The organism is Pseudomonas sp. B10, from assembly GCF_900156235.1.
GTDB classification, from domain to species: domain Bacteria; phylum Pseudomonadota; class Gammaproteobacteria; order Pseudomonadales; family Pseudomonadaceae; genus Aquipseudomonas; species Aquipseudomonas siliginis.
Window position 1 is genome coordinate 2,599,546 of the sequence record NZ_LT707063.1, and the last position, 16,823, is coordinate 2,616,368.

Here is a 16,823-nt window from a genome sequence, read left to right on the forward strand (position 1 = left end):
GTTATACCGCCATCGCTGGCAAGCCAGCTCCCACAGTGGACATCGGTGAAACACATAACTCGAACACCCCACAAAACCCTGTGGGAGCTGGCTTGCCAGCGATGAATCCAACTCGGTATCCCTGAAAAACCGGGCAAAAAAAAACGGAGCCCGAAGGCTCCGTTCTTTTATGCAACCAACCCGATATCAGGCCAGTTTCTTGTGACGCACCCGGTGAGGCTGGGCCGCTGCTTCGCCGAGGCGTTTTTTGCGGTCGGCTTCGTACTCGGTGTAGTTGCCTTCGAAGAACACCGCTTGCGAGTCGTCTTCGTACGCCAGGATGTGCGTGGCGACACGGTCAAGGAACCACCGATCGTGAGAGATCACAATGGCGGCGCCCGGGAAGTCCAGCAGGGCTTCTTCCAGCGAACGCAGGGTTTCCACGTCGAGGTCGTTGGACGGTTCGTCGAGCAGCAGGACGTTGCCGCCCTCCTTCAGGGTCAGCGCCAGGTGCAGACGACCGCGCTCACCGCCGGACAGATCCTTGACGAACTTCTGCTGATCGCCGCCCTTGAAGTTGAAGCGGCCGACGTAGGTGCGCGACGGGATCTCGTAGTTGCCGATGCGGATCTGGTCGGAACCGTCGGAAATCTGCTGGAACACGGTCTTGCTGCCGTCGAGGTCTTCGCGGCTCTGGTCGACGCAGGCCAGTTGCACGGTTTCGCCGATTTCGATGCTGCCCGAATCCGGAGTTTCCTTGCCCATCAGCATGCGGAACAGCGTCGATTTACCGGCACCGTTACCGCCGATCACACCGACAATGGCGCCCTTCGGCATGGAGAACGACAGGTTGTCGATCAACACGCGATCGCCGTAGCCTTTGGTGACGTTCTTGAATTCGATGACCTTGTCACCCAAGCGCGGACCGGCCGGGATGTAGATCTCGTTGGTTTCGCTGCGCTTCTGGAATTCCTGCGATTGCATTTCTTCGAAGCGTTGCAGACGTGCCTTGGATTTCGACTGGCGGGCCTTGGCGCCTTTGCGCACCCACTCCAGTTCTTCTTTCATGGCTTTTTCGTGAGCCGACTGCTGCTTGGATTCCTGGGCCAGGCGATCGGACTTGGCTTCGAGCCAGCCCGAATAGTTGCCCTCGTAAGGAATGCCCGCGCCGCGGTCGAGTTCCAGAATCCAGCCGGCGACGTTGTCGAGGAAGTAACGGTCGTGCGTGATCGCGACCACGGTGCCCGGGAAGTCGTGGAGGAAGTGCTCCAGCCACGCCACCGAATCGGCGTCCAGGTGGTTGGTCGGTTCATCGAGCAGCAGCATGTCCGGCGCGGACAGCAGCAGACGGCACAGGGCGACACGGCGCTTTTCACCACCGGAGAGGAGTTCTACTTTCGCGTCCCAGGCCGGCAGACGCAGCGCATCGGCGGCCACTTCCAGCTGGCGCTCGAGGTTGTGGCCGTCGCTGGCCTGCAGGATCGCTTCGAGCTTGGCCTGTTCAGCAGCAAGTTTGTCGAAGTCGGCATCCGGGTCGGCGTAGGCCGCGTAGACTTCGTCCAGACGCGCTTGCGCATCCTTGATCACGCTGACCGCTTCCTCGACCACTTCACGTACGGTCTTGGCAGGGTCGAGCTGCGGCTCTTGCGGCAGGTAACCGATGTTCAGGTCCGGCATCGGACGGGCTTCGCCTTCGAACTCGGTGTCGACGCCAGCCATGATTTTCAGCAGCGTGGATTTACCCGAACCGTTGAGGCCGAGTACGCCGATCTTGGCGCCGGGGAAGAAGGACAGCGAAATGTTCTTGAGAATTTCCCGCTTCGGCGGAACAACTTTGCCCAGCCGATGCATGGTGAAGACGTATTGAGCCATGGAGAACCTTGGGTCAGTGACAGATGAATGATTGGAGCGCAGGCGATGCCTGGCCAGACCGGTGCGCGTCGTTCACTTGAGGATCATCAATGCGTGCGCGCGGAAAAAGTCTGATTCTAGGAGCTGGAACGCCCCCGCGTAACCGGCAAAGCTACCTTAATGACCGATGGCAGTCCAGCCGAGAGGGGCTGGCACTTCGCCACAACTCAAGGCATGCTAGCCGCCCTTCGGGCGTCCGGCTTATAGTGCACGTCGCGCCAGTCCAGCCAAATCGCAGGATCACAGCTTGACCAATGTCACTCCGCCAGCCTCTGTGAGCAGCACCCCACCGGCGCCCGGCTCGCCCCTGCGCGGGACATTAAAGGGTGCGCTGGCCACCCTCGTGCTGTTATTGCTCGCGTTGCTGTTCTGGCAACTGCTCGATCAATTGCGCGAAACTCAGAAAAATCAGCGCCAATACACCATCGACTACACCGCCGACCTCGCCGCTCAGGTCAGCCTGAACATGGCGCTGAATGCGCAAATCGCCCTCAATCTGCTACCGATCGTCGAACAACCGCAAACCGCCGACGAACAGCAGATGCTCCTGCGCAAGTTGCAACGCTCGCTGCCCGACCTGCGCAGCATGGCCCTGCTCTCGCCCTCCGGCCGCATCATCAGCGACAGCGCCACCGACAGTTCCGACGCCGATTACCTGACCGAACTGGTGCGTCGCAGTCGCGCTCAGGCGCATTATTTCAGCAATGCCGATGACGGCTCGGTGGTGCACCTGCTGTTGCATCAGGCCAGCGGCAGCAGTCGCGGTTACTGGGCCTTGCGCCTGACGCCAACCTTCTTCGATTCGCTGACCAAACAGGACGCCACCGCCCTGCGCCCGTTGTGGCTGGTGGAAAACCGCCTCAATCACCAGATCATCAGCCGCGAAGCAGGGCTGCCCTCGGCCAAGGCTGGCGGGCTGACGCCTGACGATGTCGCCAACACCGTGCTGACCGTGCCGCTGAGCAGCAGCGACTGGCAACTGCGCGGGCTGTTCGACCGCCAGCGCGTACTCGAAGAACTGCTGCCGGCGTTCATCGGCAAATGCCTGCTCGGCCTGGCGTTCTCGATGTTGCCGGTGATTGCACTGCTGAACATGCGTCGGCGCCAGCGCCAGGTACATGAAGGCCGGCGGCGTTATCAGGATATTTTCGAAGGCACCGGCGTGGCCTTGTGCGTGCTTGACCTGTCCGGCCTCAAGCAGATGTTCGACAAGGCGCAGATCCAGACCAGCGACCAGCTCAAGGCCTGGCTCGACCAACCGCAGCAGCGCCAGCAGTTGCTCGCGGAAATGCGCGTCACCGAAGTCAACCAGGTCGCCCTGCAACTGCTCGATGTGCACTCCTGCGACGATGCCTGGCAACTGCTGATCGATGGCCAGCGCCATCCGCAGTGCGCGATCGGTCAGCAGATCCTCGACGCCGTCCTGCAGCAGCAGAAACAGCTGGAACTGGAAATCAAACTGCCCAACAGCAACGGTCGCGACCAGCATCTGTGGATGGTTTTGCGCCTGCCGAGCGAGCAGCACGACTATAAAGCGGTGATCCTCAGCATCAACGACATCACCAGCCGCAAGCTGATCGAGCTGTCGTTGCTGGAGCGCGAAGGCTTCTGGTCGGACGTGGTGCGCACCGTGCCCGATCATCTGTATGTGCAGGACGTGATCAGCCAGCGGATGATTTTCAGCAACCACCACCTCGGCCAGACCCTGGGCTACAACCGCACTGAACTGCATCAGATGGGCGAATACTTCTGGGAAATCCTCCTGCACCCGGAAGACGCCGACTATTACCATCGCTCGCGGCAGTTGCAGCGCCACGCCGGTTACAGCCAGCTGTTGCAATGCCAACTGCGCTTCCGTCATCGCGACGGCAAGTGGCGGCGCTTCGACATTCGTGAACAGGCACTGGCGCGGGACAAGCACGATCAGGTCACGCGCATCATCGGCGTGGCCAAGGACATCACCGAACAGATCGAGGCCAGCGAATCGTTGCGTGACAGCGAGCAGCGTTACCGCATGCTCGCCGAAAGCATCAGCGACGTGATTTTCTCCACCGACAGCAAGCTCTCGCTGAACTACGTCAGCCCCTCGGTGCAGGCCGTGCTCGGTTACAACGCCGAATGGATCTTCCAGAACGGCTGGCAATCGATCATCGCCAATCCCGGGCAACTGAACGGCATTCATGTGCTGATGGACCGCGTCAGCAAGGCGCTGGACAAGCCCGAGCAACTGGCATTGCTGCGCAGTCAGGTGCAAACGCAGCTGTTCCTCTTCGATTGCCTGCGCGCCGACGGTCGCAAGATTCCGATCGAACTGCGCCTGGTGCTGGTGTGGGACGAACACGGCGCGTTCGAAGGCGTGCTCGGCGTCGGCCGCGATATCAGTCAGCAGCGCCGTGCCGAAAAAGATCTGCGCATGGCCGCTACGGTATTCGAGCACTCGACTTCGGCGATCCTGATCACCGACCCGGCCGGCTACATCGTCCAGGCCAACGAAGCGTTCAGTCGGGTCAGCGGCTACAGCGTCGGCGAAGTGCTCGACCAGTTGCCGAACATGCTCACCGTCGACGAGCAGCAGGACGCGCACTTGCGCTACGTGCTCAAGCAGTTGCACGAGCACAGCACCTGGGAAGGCGAAGTGTGGATGAAGCGCCGTAACGGCGAGCATTACCCGGCGTGGGTCGGCATTACTGCCGTGCTCGACGACGAGGGCGATCTGGCCAGTTACGTGTGTTTCTTCAGCGACATCAGCGAGCGCAAGGCCAGCGAGCAGCGCATCCACCGCCTCGCCTATTACGACGCCCTCACCCACCTGCCGAACCGCACGCTGTTCCAGGATCGTCTGCACACCGCGCTGCAAGCGGCCGAACGGCAGAAGTCGTGGGTGGTGCTGATGTTCCTCGACCTCGACCGTTTCAAACCGATCAACGACTCCCTCGGCCACGCCGCCGGCGACCGCATGCTCAAGGACATGGCCACGCGCCTGCTGGCCTGCGTCGATGACGACGACACCGTGGCGCGCATGGGCGGCGACGAATTCACCTTGCTGCTGCAGCATCGCTCCAATCGCGAACTGGCGCTGAACCGGGCGATTCATGTCGCCGAGCAGATTCTCGCCAGCCTGGTGCGGCCGTTCGTGCTCGAGGGCCGCGAGTTCTTCGTCACCGCTAGTATCGGCATCGCCCTGAGTCCGCAGGACGGCAACGAACTCAGCCAGTTGATGAAGAACGCCGACACGGCGATGTACCACGCCAAGGAACGCGGCAAGAACAACTTCCAGTTCTATCAGGCCGACATGAACGCCAGTGCGCTGGAGCGTCTGGAACTGGAAAGCGATCTGCGCCATGCGCTGGAGCAGAACGAATTCGTCCTGTATTACCAGCCGCAGTTCAGTGGCGACGGCAAGCGCCTGACCGGCGCCGAAGCGCTGCTGCGCTGGCGACATCCGCGTCGCGGGCTGGTGCCGCCGGGTGATTTCATTCCGGTGCTGGAAGAGCTCGGCCTGGTGGTGGACGTTGGCGACTGGGTCATCAGCGAGGCCTGTCGACAGCTGAAAACCTGGCACCAGCAACGGGTGCGGGTGCCGAAGGTGTCGGTGAACATTTCCGCACGGCAGTTCTCCGACGGCCAGTTGGGCACGCGAATCGCGACGATCCTGCGCGAAACCGGCCTGCCGCCGGCGTGTCTGGAGCTGGAACTGACCGAAAGCATCCTGATGCGCGAAGTCAGCGAGGCGATGCAGATTCTTGCCGGGCTGAAAAACCTTGGTCTGAGCATCGCAGTCGATGACTTCGGCACCGGTTATTCATCGCTGAACTACCTCAAGCAATTCCCGATCGACGTGCTGAAGATCGACCGCACCTTCGTCGACGGCCTGCCGTCCGGCGAACAGGACGCGCAGATCGCCCGGGCGATCATCGCCATGGCCCACAGCCTGAATCTTGCGGTGATTGCCGAGGGTGTGGAGACTCACGAGCAGCTGGACTTCCTGCGTGAGCATGGTTGCGATGAGGTGCAGGGATATCTGTTCGGCCGGCCGATGCCGGCGGGACGGTTTGAAGCGCAGTTCTGTAACGACGCGCTGTTCATGTTCGACTGAACATCTGCGGCGCGCCCGAAAAGATCGCAGCCTTCGATCGTTCCCACGCTCCGCGTGGGAATGCCTCACTGGACGCTCTGCGTCCGCTTCGGCAGGTGACGCGGAGCGTCACGGGCTGCATTCCCACGCAGAGCGTGGGAACGATCAATGTGGGAGCGAGCCTGCTCGCGAAGGGGCCGGCAAAAGCACCGCACATCTGTCATGAACGCCACTTGTCTGCGACATGACGTCGTTTCATATGTCATCCAAAAGCGGTTGGGTTAGAATGCCCCCCTTTTCTGCCCCCCGATCCTTGAGGACCGCCATGTTCAGCCGTGATTTGACTATTGCCAAGTACGACGCCGACCTTTTTGCCGCCATGGAGCAAGAAGCTCAGCGTCAGGAAGAACACATTGAGCTGATCGCTTCGGAAAACTACACCAGCCCAGCGGTGATGGAAGCTCAAGGCTCGGTCCTGACCAACAAGTACGCCGAAGGCTATCCGGGCAAGCGTTACTACGGTGGTTGCGAATATGTTGACGTGGTTGAGCAACTGGCCATCGACCGTGCCAAGGAACTGTTCGGCGCCGATTACGCCAACGTTCAGCCGCACGCCGGTTCCCAAGCCAACGCTGCTGTTTACCTGGCTCTGCTGCAAGGTGGCGACACCATTCTGGGCATGAGCCTGGCCCATGGTGGTCACCTGACCCACGGCGCCAGCGTTTCCTCCTCGGGCAAGCTGTACAACGCCGTTCAATACGGTATCGATGCCAACGGCCTGATCGACTACGACGAAGTCGAGCGCCTGGCGGTCGAGCACAAGCCGAAAATGATCGTTGCCGGTTTCTCTGCCTACTCGCAGATCCTCGACTTCCCGCGCTTCCGCGAAATCGCTGACAAGGTCGGCGCTTACCTGTTCGTCGACATGGCTCACGTCGCCGGTCTGGTTGCCGCTGGTGTGTACCCGAACCCGGTGCCGTTCGCCGACGTCGTGACCACCACCACCCACAAGACCCTGCGCGGTCCACGTGGCGGTCTGATCCTGGCCCGTGCCAACGCCGAGATCGAGAAGAAGCTCAACTCCGCAGTATTCCCGGGCGCCCAGGGTGGCCCGCTGGAGCACGTGATCGCGGCCAAGGCGATCTGCTTCAAGGAAGCGCTGCAGCCTGAGTTCAAGGCTTACCAGCAACAAGTGGTGAAGAACGCCAAGGCCATGGCCGAAGTGTTCATCGCACGCGGTTTCGACGTGGTTTCGGGCGGTACTGAAAACCACCTGTTCCTGCTGTCGCTGATCAAGCAGGACATCTCCGGTAAAGACGCTGACGCCGCTCTGGGCAAAGCGTTCATCACCGTGAACAAGAACTCCGTGCCGAACGATCCACGCTCGCCGTTCGTGACTTCCGGCCTGCGCTTCGGTACTCCGGCTGTCACCACTCGCGGTTTCAAAGAGACTGAGTGCAAAGAGCTGGCCGGCTGGATCTGCGACATCTTGGCTGACCTGAACAACGAAGCGGTGATCGACGCCGTTCGCGAGAAAGTCAAAGCCATCTGCAAGAAACTGCCGGTGTACGGCGCTTAATCGCGACGTTAAACCAGCAGCATGAAAAACCGGCCAAGTGATTGGCCGGTTTTTTTTCGCCTGTTGAAAAGATCAAAAGATCGCAGCCTGCGGCAGCTCCTAGACGCGGCTTTGGCCGCTGGTCAGACCGGTCATGCCAATTTCATGTTTTCCTCTTGTAATCAGGAAAAAACCAAGCCTAGACTGCGCCTGCACTGGACATACCGGTAAGACCACAATAATTAAGTCCTGCATCCGATGCGCAACGCGTGCGGCAGCCAGGACACCGACCCAGGATTCCTCCCATGCTCAGATGGTGCTCGCGTTCAATCTTCCTTCAAGTGGTTCTCGGACTGATGCTCGGCATCGTCTGCGGGCTGACCCTTCCTGAATACTCCGCTCAGCTCAAACCGCTCGGCGATGGCTTCATCAAACTGATCAAGATGCTGATTGGCCTGATCGTGTTCTGCGTGGTGGTCAGCGGCATCAGCGGCGCGGGCGATCTGAAGAAGGTCGGGCGCATTGGCCTCAAATCGGTGATCTACTTTGAAGTGCTGACCACCATCGCTCTGGTGATCGGCCTGGTGTTCGCCTTCAGCACAGGCATTGGCAGCGGCGCGAACATTCATCTGGAGCAGCTCTCCAGCGCCGACATGGGCGATCTCGCCGAGCGCGGCCAGCACATACACACCACCACGCAATTTCTGATGGATCTGATCCCGACCTCGGTGATCGGTGCCTTCGCTGACAACAATATCTTGCAAGTGCTGCTGTTCTCGGTGCTGTTCGGCAGTGCACTGAATCTGGTTGGCGAAGCGGCTTCCGGGATTTCGCGGCTGATCAACGAACTCAGCCACGTGATCTTCCGCATCATGGGCATGATCGTACGGCTGGCGCCGATCGGCGTATTCGGCGCCATCGCCTTCACCACCAGCAAATACGGCCTCGATTCGTTGCAGCACCTGGGCAGTCTGGTCGGTCTGTTCTACCTGACCTGCGTCGCCTTCGTCGCGCTGATCCTCGGTCTGGTGATGCGCGTCTCCGGCCTGCGCATGTGGCCGCTGCTCAAGTACCTGCGGGAAGAACTGCTGATCGTCATGGGCACCGCCTCTTCCGACGCCGTGCTGCCGCAGATCATGCGCAAGCTCGAACACCTCGGTATTGGCAGCTCGACGGTCGGTCTGGTGATCCCGACCGGGTATTCGTTCAACCTCGACGGTTTCTCGATCTACCTGACCCTGGCCATCGTGTTCATCGCCAACGCCACCGGCACGCCACTGGCGATGACCGATTTGCTGACGATTCTGCTGGTGTCGCTGATCACCTCCAAAGGCGCCCACGGCATTCCCGGTTCGGCGCTGGTGATTCTCGCCGCGACGCTGACGGCGATCCCGGCGATTCCTGTAGTCGGTCTGGTGCTGGTGTTGGCCGTGGACTGGTTCATGGGCATCGGCCGCGCGCTGACCAATCTGATCGGCAACTGCGTCGCCACCGTGGCCATCGCCCGCTGGGAAAAGGACATCGACGTGCAGCGCGCGAACAAGGTGCTCAACGGCGAGCAGGGCTATAACTTTCAACCGCGAAAAACCGTCGCTCCGGCGGCGGCCAAAGAATTCTGAATGAGTGCCGTGCCTGCCAATGCGCAGGCACGGCGCAGGGAGCCAATACGTGATTACAACTTCAACCGTCGTCAATTCAGTGGTGGAAAAACTCCGCGCCGCGTTGGCCCGAGGCCAGTGGCGCTCCGGCGACATGCTGCCGGGCCAGCGCGAACTGGCCGAACAACTGGGCATCAGCCGGCCGAGCCTGCGCGAAGCGGTGATCGTGCTGGAAACACTCGGCCTGGTGCGCTCGATGCCGGGCAAAGGCGTGGTCGTCCTCGATGCGCAACTCAGCGACAGCCAGAGCCACGACAGCGCGGTGGCCGGCGCCAGCCTCGAAGATGTGCTGCAACTGCGCTACACCCTCGAGCCGTTCATCGTCGGGCTGGTTGCACAATCGATCAGCAGCAAGGAAGTCGGCCAGTTGCGCCTGACCCTGATGGACATGCGCGAAGCCCTCGAGGCCGGTGACAGTGAAGCCGGGGTCAGCGCCTACATCGCCTTCCACGAAGAGTTGTTCACGCTGACCTCGAACCCGATTTTCCAGAGCGTGGTGCAGCAGACCAGCAACGCGCTCAAGCAAAGTGCCGAAGTGTTGCGCAATTCACCGGAACATCTGGCCGAACGCCTGGAAGAAAACGAAGCGGTGGTCCGCGCGATTCGCAGCAAGAACAGCGCTCAGGCCAGCGCCGAGATGCGTCGGCACATTCTGCGCGAAGGCCAGCGCATGGGCGTTGAGCTGAACATTCCGGACGACAACCTGCCCACCTGATTTGCCAGGAGAACGGCCATGAACAGTTTTGCTTCAGCCTCGCATGCGCATTCGACCGCCCTGCCCGTCTCTCGCCTGGGCACGCCGACGGAGGATCTGTATCCGCGACTGTTCGACGCGATCCTCGAACAGCGTATCGATGAAGACAGCCGGTTTACCGAGCACAGTCTGCAAGCGATGTTCAGCGCCAGCCGCGCCGATGTGCGGCGGGTGCTGACGCAGTTGTTCCATGAGCAGATCGTGGTGTTGCGCGCCAATCATCGACCACGAGTGGCCGCGCCTGATCGGGAACTGATCCGGCAGACCTTGCATGCGCGACGGCTGGCTGAGAGCACGTTGGTGCGATTGGCGTGTCAGCGTCCGCAGCCAGACGATTTGAAATGCTTGCGCACGTTGATAGAGCGCGAGAAGCGCGCCGTCGAGCAGGATCGTCGGGGGGCGGCGATTCGGTTATCGGGGGAGTTTCATTTGCAATTGGCACGAATGGCGGGAAATCTGCCGCTGGCGCATTTTCTGCGCAGTCTGGTGCCGCTGACGTCGCTGGCGATTGCGCGAAGTCAGGGCTCGACGCGAAGCTGTTGCGCATGGCAGGAGCATTTGGCGTTGGTTGAGATTGTGGAGCGAGGTGATGTTTCCAAAGCCGGCATGTTGATGGATCGGCATCTGGATCATCTTGAGCAGACGCTGCTGGGCACAACCTTTCAACATTGTGTTGTGCGTTAAATCGTCATCGCGGGCAAGCCCGCTCCCACAGGGTTATTTGTCGCTCACAGATTGTGGGTACACCAATAAACCTGTGGGAGCGGGCTTGCCCGCGATGGCGTCAGCGCTGACACCGAAAAATCATCAGTCAGAAGCTACCCTGGCAAACCCCGCTCGAATCTTCTCTTCCGGCAAGTCATCGGCAATAAACACGATCACACTCTCGCGCGTCTCGCCCTCGGCCCATTCGGTGTCCCAGTCGAAACCATAGAGTTTCAGCACACCCTGAAAAACCAGCCGCCGATCTTCCCCGGCAATATTCAACACGCCTTTGTAGCGCAGCAATTGCTTGCCGTGCTCTTCCAGCAGTTCGTTCATGAACTCGCTGAGCTGATCGATATCCAGCGCCTGATCGGTGCGCAGCACCAGGCTGGAGATGCGATCGATCGACGGTGCCTTGCTCACCGGACGCAGGCTCAGACCGCCGCCGAGGTCAGCATTGAGGTTGAAGCCGCGTACATCCAGCAATTCAGCCAGATCGATGTTGCCATGCTCGACCACACGGATCGGCGCGCGGCGGTTGATTCGCGTAAGGCGCTCGCTCAGCGCGGTGAGCGTCGGCTCATCGACCAGATCGGTCTTGCTCACCAGCAAGCGATCGGCGAAACCGATCTGCGCCTGGGCGATGGTCTGAGTCAGGTGCACGTCGGCGTGGGCGGCGTCGACCAGGGTGATGATGCCGTCGAGCAGGTAACGCTCGCGCAGCTCTTCATCGATGAAAAAGGTCTGCGCCACCGGTGCCGGATCGGCGAGACCGGTGCACTCGATCACCAGACGATCGAAGGCGATCTCGCCGCTGTCCAGGCGCTCGAGCAACAAGTACAGCGCCTTGGTCAGGTCGGTGTGAATGGTGCAGCAGACGCAGCCGTTGGCCAGGGTCATGACTTGCACCGGCTCGTCACCCAGCAACTGAGTGTCGATGCCGGCGTCGCTGAATTCGTTTTCGATCACGGCGATTTTCAGGCCGTGCTCGGCTTTCAATAAATGACGCAGCAAGGTGGTCTTGCCGGCGCCGAGGAAACCGCTGAGGACCGTTACCGGAATGGGAGAAGACAAAACCCGATCTCCTGAAAAGAACACAAAAACAAATGTGGGAGCGAGCCTGCTCGCGAAAGCGGTGTGTCAGTCAAATCCTTCATCAACTGACACTCCGTATTCGCGAGCAGGCTCGCTTCCACAGGGGATTACCTCAACCGCAGGCTGTCAGCTCAACAGCACTTCGGCCCACCCTTGCCACCGTAACGGGCTTCCTGACGTTCGCGGAAGAACATCTCGTAGCTCATCACCGGTTTGTCCGGGTGTTTGGTTTGCATATGCTCGACGTAGGTGTCGTAGTCGGGCATGCCGACCATCAGGCGCGCGGCCTGACCGAGGTATTTACCGAGGCGACTCAGGTCATTGAACATGCTGCAATCCTCTGGTTACGCATCCGGCAGGGCCTGGAATGGCGATTCTTTATCCGTACGCTCTTTTTTGCCCCAGGCGGCGATGCCGACCTTGAGCGCATAGAACAGGATGCTGAACACCACGAACAGGAACAGCGCGGTGAGTGTGGCGTTGGTGTAGGCGTTGAAGATCACGTGCTGCATCTGCTCGACGCTTTTCGCCGGAGCCAGCACCTGACCGTTGGCCAGCGCATCGCTGTACTTCTTGGCCAGGGACAGGAAGCCGATCGCCGGGTTGGCGTCGAACAGCTTGATGAAACCAGCAGTGGTAGTGCAGATCAACAGCCAGGTGGCCGGCAACAGGGTGACCCAGATGTAGCGCTGGCGCTTCATCTTGATCAGGACCACGGTGCCGAGCATCAGCGCGATACCGGCGAGCATCTGGTTGGAGATGCCGAACAATGGCCACAAGGTGTTGATGCCGCCCAGTGGATCGATCACGCCCTGATACAGCAACCAGCCCCACATCGCCACACAACCGGCGGTGGCGATCAGGTTGGCGGTCCAGGATTCGGTGCGCTTCAGCGCAGGTACGAAGGAGCCGAGCAGATCCTGCAGCATGAAACGCCCGGCACGGGTGCCGGCGTCCACAGCGGTGAGGATGAACAGCGCTTCGAACAGGATCGCGAAGTGGTACCAGAACGCCATGGTGTTTTCACCCGGCAGGACACTGTGCAGGATCTGCGCGATACCGACCGCCAGGGTCGGCGCACCACCGGCGCGAGCCAGAATGGTGGTTTCACCGATGTCGTGGGCAACCGCTTGCAACGCTTCCGGCGTAATCGCAAAGCCCCAGCTCGTGACAACCTGCGCCACCGAAGCGACGTCACTGCCGACAACTGCGGCCGGGCTGTTCATGGCGAAGTACACGCCCGGCTCGATCACCGAAGCGGCAACCATGGCCATGATCGCTACGAACGATTCCATCAGCATGCCGCCGTAACCGATGTAGCGGGCGTTGGTTTCGTTATCCAGCAGCTTCGGCGTGGTGCCCGACGAGATCAACGCGTGGAAACCGGAAACCGCACCGCAAGCGATGGTGATGAACAGGAACGGGAAAAGACCGCCCTTCCACACCGGCCCGGTGCCATCGACGAACTGGGTCAACGCCGGCATTTTCAGCTCGGGCATGGTGATCAGGATGCCGATCGCCAGGGCGACGATGGTGCCGATTTTGAGGAAGGTCGACAGGTAGTCACGTGGCGCCAGAATCAGCCAGACCGGCAGCGATGCAGCGACGAAACCATAGCCCACCAGCATCCAGGTAATCTGCACACCGGTGAAGGTGAAGGCTTTGGCCCATACCGGATCGGCAGCGATCTGCCCGCCCAGCCAGATCGAACCGAGCAGCAGCAACACACCGACCACGGAGATTTCGCCAATGCGGCCCGGGCGGATGTAGCGCATGTAGATGCCCATGAACATCGCGATCGGGATAGTCGCCATCACGGTGAAGATGCCCCACGGGCTCTCGGCCAGGGCCTTGACCACGATCAGCGCCAGCACCGCGAGGATGATGATCATGATCAGGAAGCAGCCGAACAGTGCGATGGTCCCGGGAATCCGGCCCATCTCTTCACGCACCATGTCGCCCAGGGAACGGCCGTTGCGTCGGGTCGACATGAACAGGACCATGAAGTCCTGCACCGCGCCCGCCAGCACCACACCGGCTATCAGCCAGAGTGTGCCAGGCAGATACCCCATCTGCGCCGCCAGCACCGGACCGACCAGTGGCCCCGCGCCAGCGATGGCCGCGAAGTGGTGACCGAAAAGAATGTGTTTGTTGGTCGGCACGTAGTCCAGACCATCGTTGTTGAGCACGGCGGGGGTGGCCCGACGCGGATCCAGTTGCATCACGTTGTTGGCGATGAACAGACTGTAGTAACGGTACGCAACCAGATAAATGGCCACGGCAGCGACCACAATCCACAAGGCGTTGATCGCCTCGCCGCGGCGCAATGCCACTACGCCCAGGGCGCACGCTCCTACGATTGCCAGCACGAGCCAGGGTAAGTGGCGCAGCAGGCTATTATTATTTTTCATTTTATTATTCCAGCCAGGGTGGACAAGAAAGACAGCCACCCCGAGTTTAGCGCTTACGGCGCCAAAGGCCATACCCCGACATAGGTCTAGACGCTTGAGCGATTGGCTGACGCCCGCATTCGCGGTCTATAGTCAGCGAACCTTCATGAGGATTGCGCCATGAGCGAGCACCCTGCCAATCGACGTCGTTTCAAACGTATTGCGTTCGATGCCCGAACCGAGCTGAAACAGGGCGAGTACATCTGGCCGGTCAAACTGATCGACCTGTCGCTCAAGGGCCTGCTGATCGAGCGACCGGAGCCGTGGCTCGGGGATAAAGACCAGGACTTCTTCGTCGACATTCATCTGAGCGAAGACGTCGATATCGAGATGGATGTGCATCTGGCCCATGAGGAAAACGGCCACTTGGGGTTCATCTGCCGGCACATCAGCCTGGAATCGATCCAGCGCCTGCGCCGCTTGATCGAACTGAATCTGGCGGATGAGGCCGAGCTGGAGCGCGAACTGGGTGCCCTGATCGAAATCTAGCGCCACCCCCAACCCCGAATTGGAATGCCCTGTGGTGAGGGGGATCTATGTGGTGAAGGGACTTATGTGGCGAGGGGATTTATGTGGCGAGGGGATTTATCCCCGTTGGGCTGCGCAGCAGACCCGTTTTTTCAGGGCCGCTACGCGCCCCAACGGGGATAAATCCCCTCACCACAGAGGTTCGGCGTTCACTCAAACAATGCGTCGAGAGCCTGTTCGAGACGCGTCACGGCGATGATCTGCAAGCCGGGAGGCGCTTCCTTCGGTGCATTACCCTTCGGCACGATCGCGCGTTTGAAGCCATGCTTGGCCGCTTCCTTCAACCGCTCCTGCCCGCTCGGCACCGGGCGCACTTCGCCAGACAGGCCGACTTCGCCGAACACCAGCAGGTCATGGGACAGCGGCCGGTTGCGCAAACTCGACATCACCGCCGCCATCAACGCCAGATCCGACGCCGTCTCCAGCACCTTCACGCCACCGACCACGTTGAGGAACACGTCCTGATCGTGGGTCGGAATCCCGCCGTGGCGGTGCAACACCGCGAGTAACATAGCCAATCGGTTCTGATCCAGGCCCAGCGTCACCCGACGCGGGTTGGCCAGATGGCTGTCATCGACCAGCGCCTGCACTTCCACCAGCATCGGCCGGGTGCCTTCCCATGTCGCCATGACCACACTGCCCGGGACTTCTTCCTGAGCGCGGGTGAGAAAAATCGCCGATGGGTTGGAGACTTCTTTCAGGCCCTTGTCGGTCATGCCGAACACGCCCAATTCGTTGACCGCGCCGAAACGGTTTTTCACCGCGCGCAGCAGACGGAGACGACCATCGGATTCACCTTCGAAATACAGCACCGTGTCGACCATGTGTTCCAGAACACGCGGACCGGCCAGCGCACCTTCTTTAGTGACGTGGCCGACGAGGAAGATCGCCGTGCCGCTCTGCTTGGCGTAACGCACCAGCAACGCCGCACTTTCGCGCACCTGCGACACGCCGCCCGGGGCCGATTGCAGTTGTTCGGTGAAAATGGTCTGGATCGAGTCGATCACCATGACCTTGGGCTTTTCCTGGCGGGCAGTGGCGATGATGGTTTCGATGCAGGTTTCGGTCATCACCCGCAGCTGATCCTGCGGCAGACCGAGACGGCGGGCGCGCATCGCCACCTGCTGCTGGGATTCTTCGCCGGTGACGTACAGCGCCGGCATGCTCTTGGCCAGATTGCACAGGGTCTGGAGCAGGATTGTCGATTTGCCGATCCCCGGATCACCGCCGATCAGCACCACCGAGCCATCGACCAGCCCGCCGCCGAGTACGCGATCAAGCTCACCGGAGGCGGTGGAAAAACGTGGAATCTCTTCGATGCTGACTTCGGCGAGCGTCTTGATCTGTGCCTGCTGCCCTGCCCAACCGGTGCGCCCGGCAGGGGCCGTGGCGCCGCCGCTTTCGATCATGGTTTCGGTCAGGGTGTTCCAGGCACCGCACTCACCGCACTGCCCGGCCCACTTGGGAAAGGTTGCGCCGCACTCGGTGCAGCCGTACATGCGCTTGGCCTTGGCCATCAGAACCCCCGGAACAAAAGACGCGATGATAACGCAGCCATCGCCGATCAGCGCGGCGCAGCGGTGCGGATTTCTCCGCTGGCCAGACGTGCGGCACTGTTGCCCAGCGGATCCTCGGCATTGAGGTCAGCGCCCTTGGCTTTCAACGCATCAAGCAATTCCAGACGCTTGAACAGCCCGGCGTACATCGCCGCTGTCTGCCCGGCGCCGTTACGCTGGTCGGGGCTGCAATCGGTGGCCATCAGGCGTCGGGCGATCTGTAATTCGCCTTTGAATATCGCGCCCATCAGCGCCGTGTTACCGCGTTGGTCCTGAGCACAGGCATCTGCGCCAGCGGCGAGCAGGCGTTCAACCGCCGGCGCCTGACCGTGATAGGCCGCCAGAATCAGCGCGGTGTAACCCTTGCTGTCGCGGGTATCGAGGGAATAGCCGGACTCGATAAAGGTCTCGAGCATCGGCACGTCGCCACGCCGTGCGGCGTCGAAATAGTAATCCTGCAACTGCGCCTTGATTGCCTCGGGGCTTTGCTCGACCGGTGCCGCCCACGCGCTGAACGACAGGCACCCGGCCAGGCATAAAAGAAAAATACGCAT

General features: G+C 60.8%; 12 protein-coding genes. 6 read left to right on the plus strand and 6 right to left on the minus strand.

Annotated elements, in window-relative coordinates:
* Window positions 1-186 precede the first annotated feature (186 nt).
* Window positions 187-1,851 (minus strand): energy-dependent translational throttle protein EttA, encoded by a 1,665-nt coding sequence (ettA, locus tag BXA01_RS11670; protein WP_076564170.1) that lies wholly within the window; start codon window positions 1,849-1,851, stop codon window positions 187-189.
* Window positions 1,852-2,137: 286 nt separating this feature from the next.
* On the opposite strand from ettA, the gene morA reads away from it, so the two are divergent.
* The 5 genes from morA (at window position 2,138) to BXA01_RS11700 (ending at window position 10,619) form a co-directional block, all read left to right on the plus strand.
* Window positions 2,138-5,986, plus strand: a complete 3,849-nt coding sequence (gene morA, locus BXA01_RS11675; protein ID WP_041477787.1) for a cyclic di-GMP receptor MorA — start codon at window positions 2,138-2,140, stop codon at window positions 5,984-5,986.
* 304 nt (window positions 5,987-6,290) lie between these two features.
* Window positions 6,291-7,544: a serine hydroxymethyltransferase gene (gene glyA / locus BXA01_RS11680; protein ID WP_076564171.1), complete on the plus strand. Its 1,254-nt coding sequence runs from the start codon at window positions 6,291-6,293 to the stop codon at window positions 7,542-7,544.
* Between the two features lie 284 nt (window positions 7,545-7,828).
* Entirely contained in the window at window positions 7,829-9,142 is a 1,314-nt protein-coding gene (locus BXA01_RS11690; protein ID WP_076564172.1) for a C4-dicarboxylate transporter DctA, read from the plus strand.
* Window positions 9,143-9,191: 49 nt separating this feature from the next.
* Entirely contained in the window at window positions 9,192-9,896 is a 705-nt protein-coding gene (locus BXA01_RS11695; RefSeq protein WP_016773102.1) for a FadR/GntR family transcriptional regulator, read from the plus strand.
* 18 nt (window positions 9,897-9,914) lie between these two features.
* Window positions 9,915-10,619 (plus strand): GntR family transcriptional regulator, encoded by a 705-nt coding sequence (locus BXA01_RS11700; RefSeq protein WP_076564173.1) that lies wholly within the window; start codon window positions 9,915-9,917, stop codon window positions 10,617-10,619.
* A 123-nt stretch (window positions 10,620-10,742) separates the two neighbouring features.
* Here the strand turns inward: BXA01_RS11700 and yjiA are convergent, their stop codons facing one another.
* The 3 genes from yjiA to BXA01_RS11715 form a co-directional block, all read right to left on the minus strand.
* Entirely contained in the window at window positions 10,743-11,714 is a 972-nt protein-coding gene (gene yjiA / locus BXA01_RS11705) for a GTPase (protein WP_076564174.1), read from the minus strand.
* A gap of 152 nt (window positions 11,715-11,866) precedes the next feature.
* Complete coding sequence (locus tag BXA01_RS11710; RefSeq protein ID WP_003228401.1) at window positions 11,867-12,064, minus strand: YbdD/YjiX family protein; 198 nt, start codon at window positions 12,062-12,064, stop codon at window positions 11,867-11,869.
* 15 nt (window positions 12,065-12,079) lie between these two features.
* A complete protein-coding gene (locus tag BXA01_RS11715) occupies window positions 12,080-14,146 on the minus strand; it encodes a carbon starvation CstA family protein (RefSeq protein ID WP_076564175.1) in 2,067 nt (688 codons plus the stop codon).
* 159 nt (window positions 14,147-14,305) lie between these two features.
* Between BXA01_RS11715 and BXA01_RS11720 the strand changes: the two genes are divergently transcribed.
* Window positions 14,306-14,674, plus strand: coding sequence for a PilZ domain-containing protein (locus tag BXA01_RS11720; RefSeq protein WP_039761738.1), 369 nt, complete (start codon window positions 14,306-14,308; stop codon window positions 14,672-14,674).
* A 188-nt stretch (window positions 14,675-14,862) separates the two neighbouring features.
* Here the strand turns inward: BXA01_RS11720 and radA are convergent, their stop codons facing one another.
* Window positions 14,863-16,230 carry a DNA repair protein RadA gene (gene radA, locus BXA01_RS11725; protein WP_076564176.1) on the minus strand — a complete coding sequence of 456 codons (1,368 nt, stop codon included), beginning with the start codon at window positions 16,228-16,230 and terminating at the stop codon, window positions 14,863-14,865.
* A gap of 47 nt (window positions 16,231-16,277) precedes the next feature.
* Window positions 16,278-16,823: an ankyrin repeat domain-containing protein gene (locus BXA01_RS11730; RefSeq protein WP_076564177.1), complete on the minus strand. Its 546-nt coding sequence runs from the start codon at window positions 16,821-16,823 to the stop codon at window positions 16,278-16,280.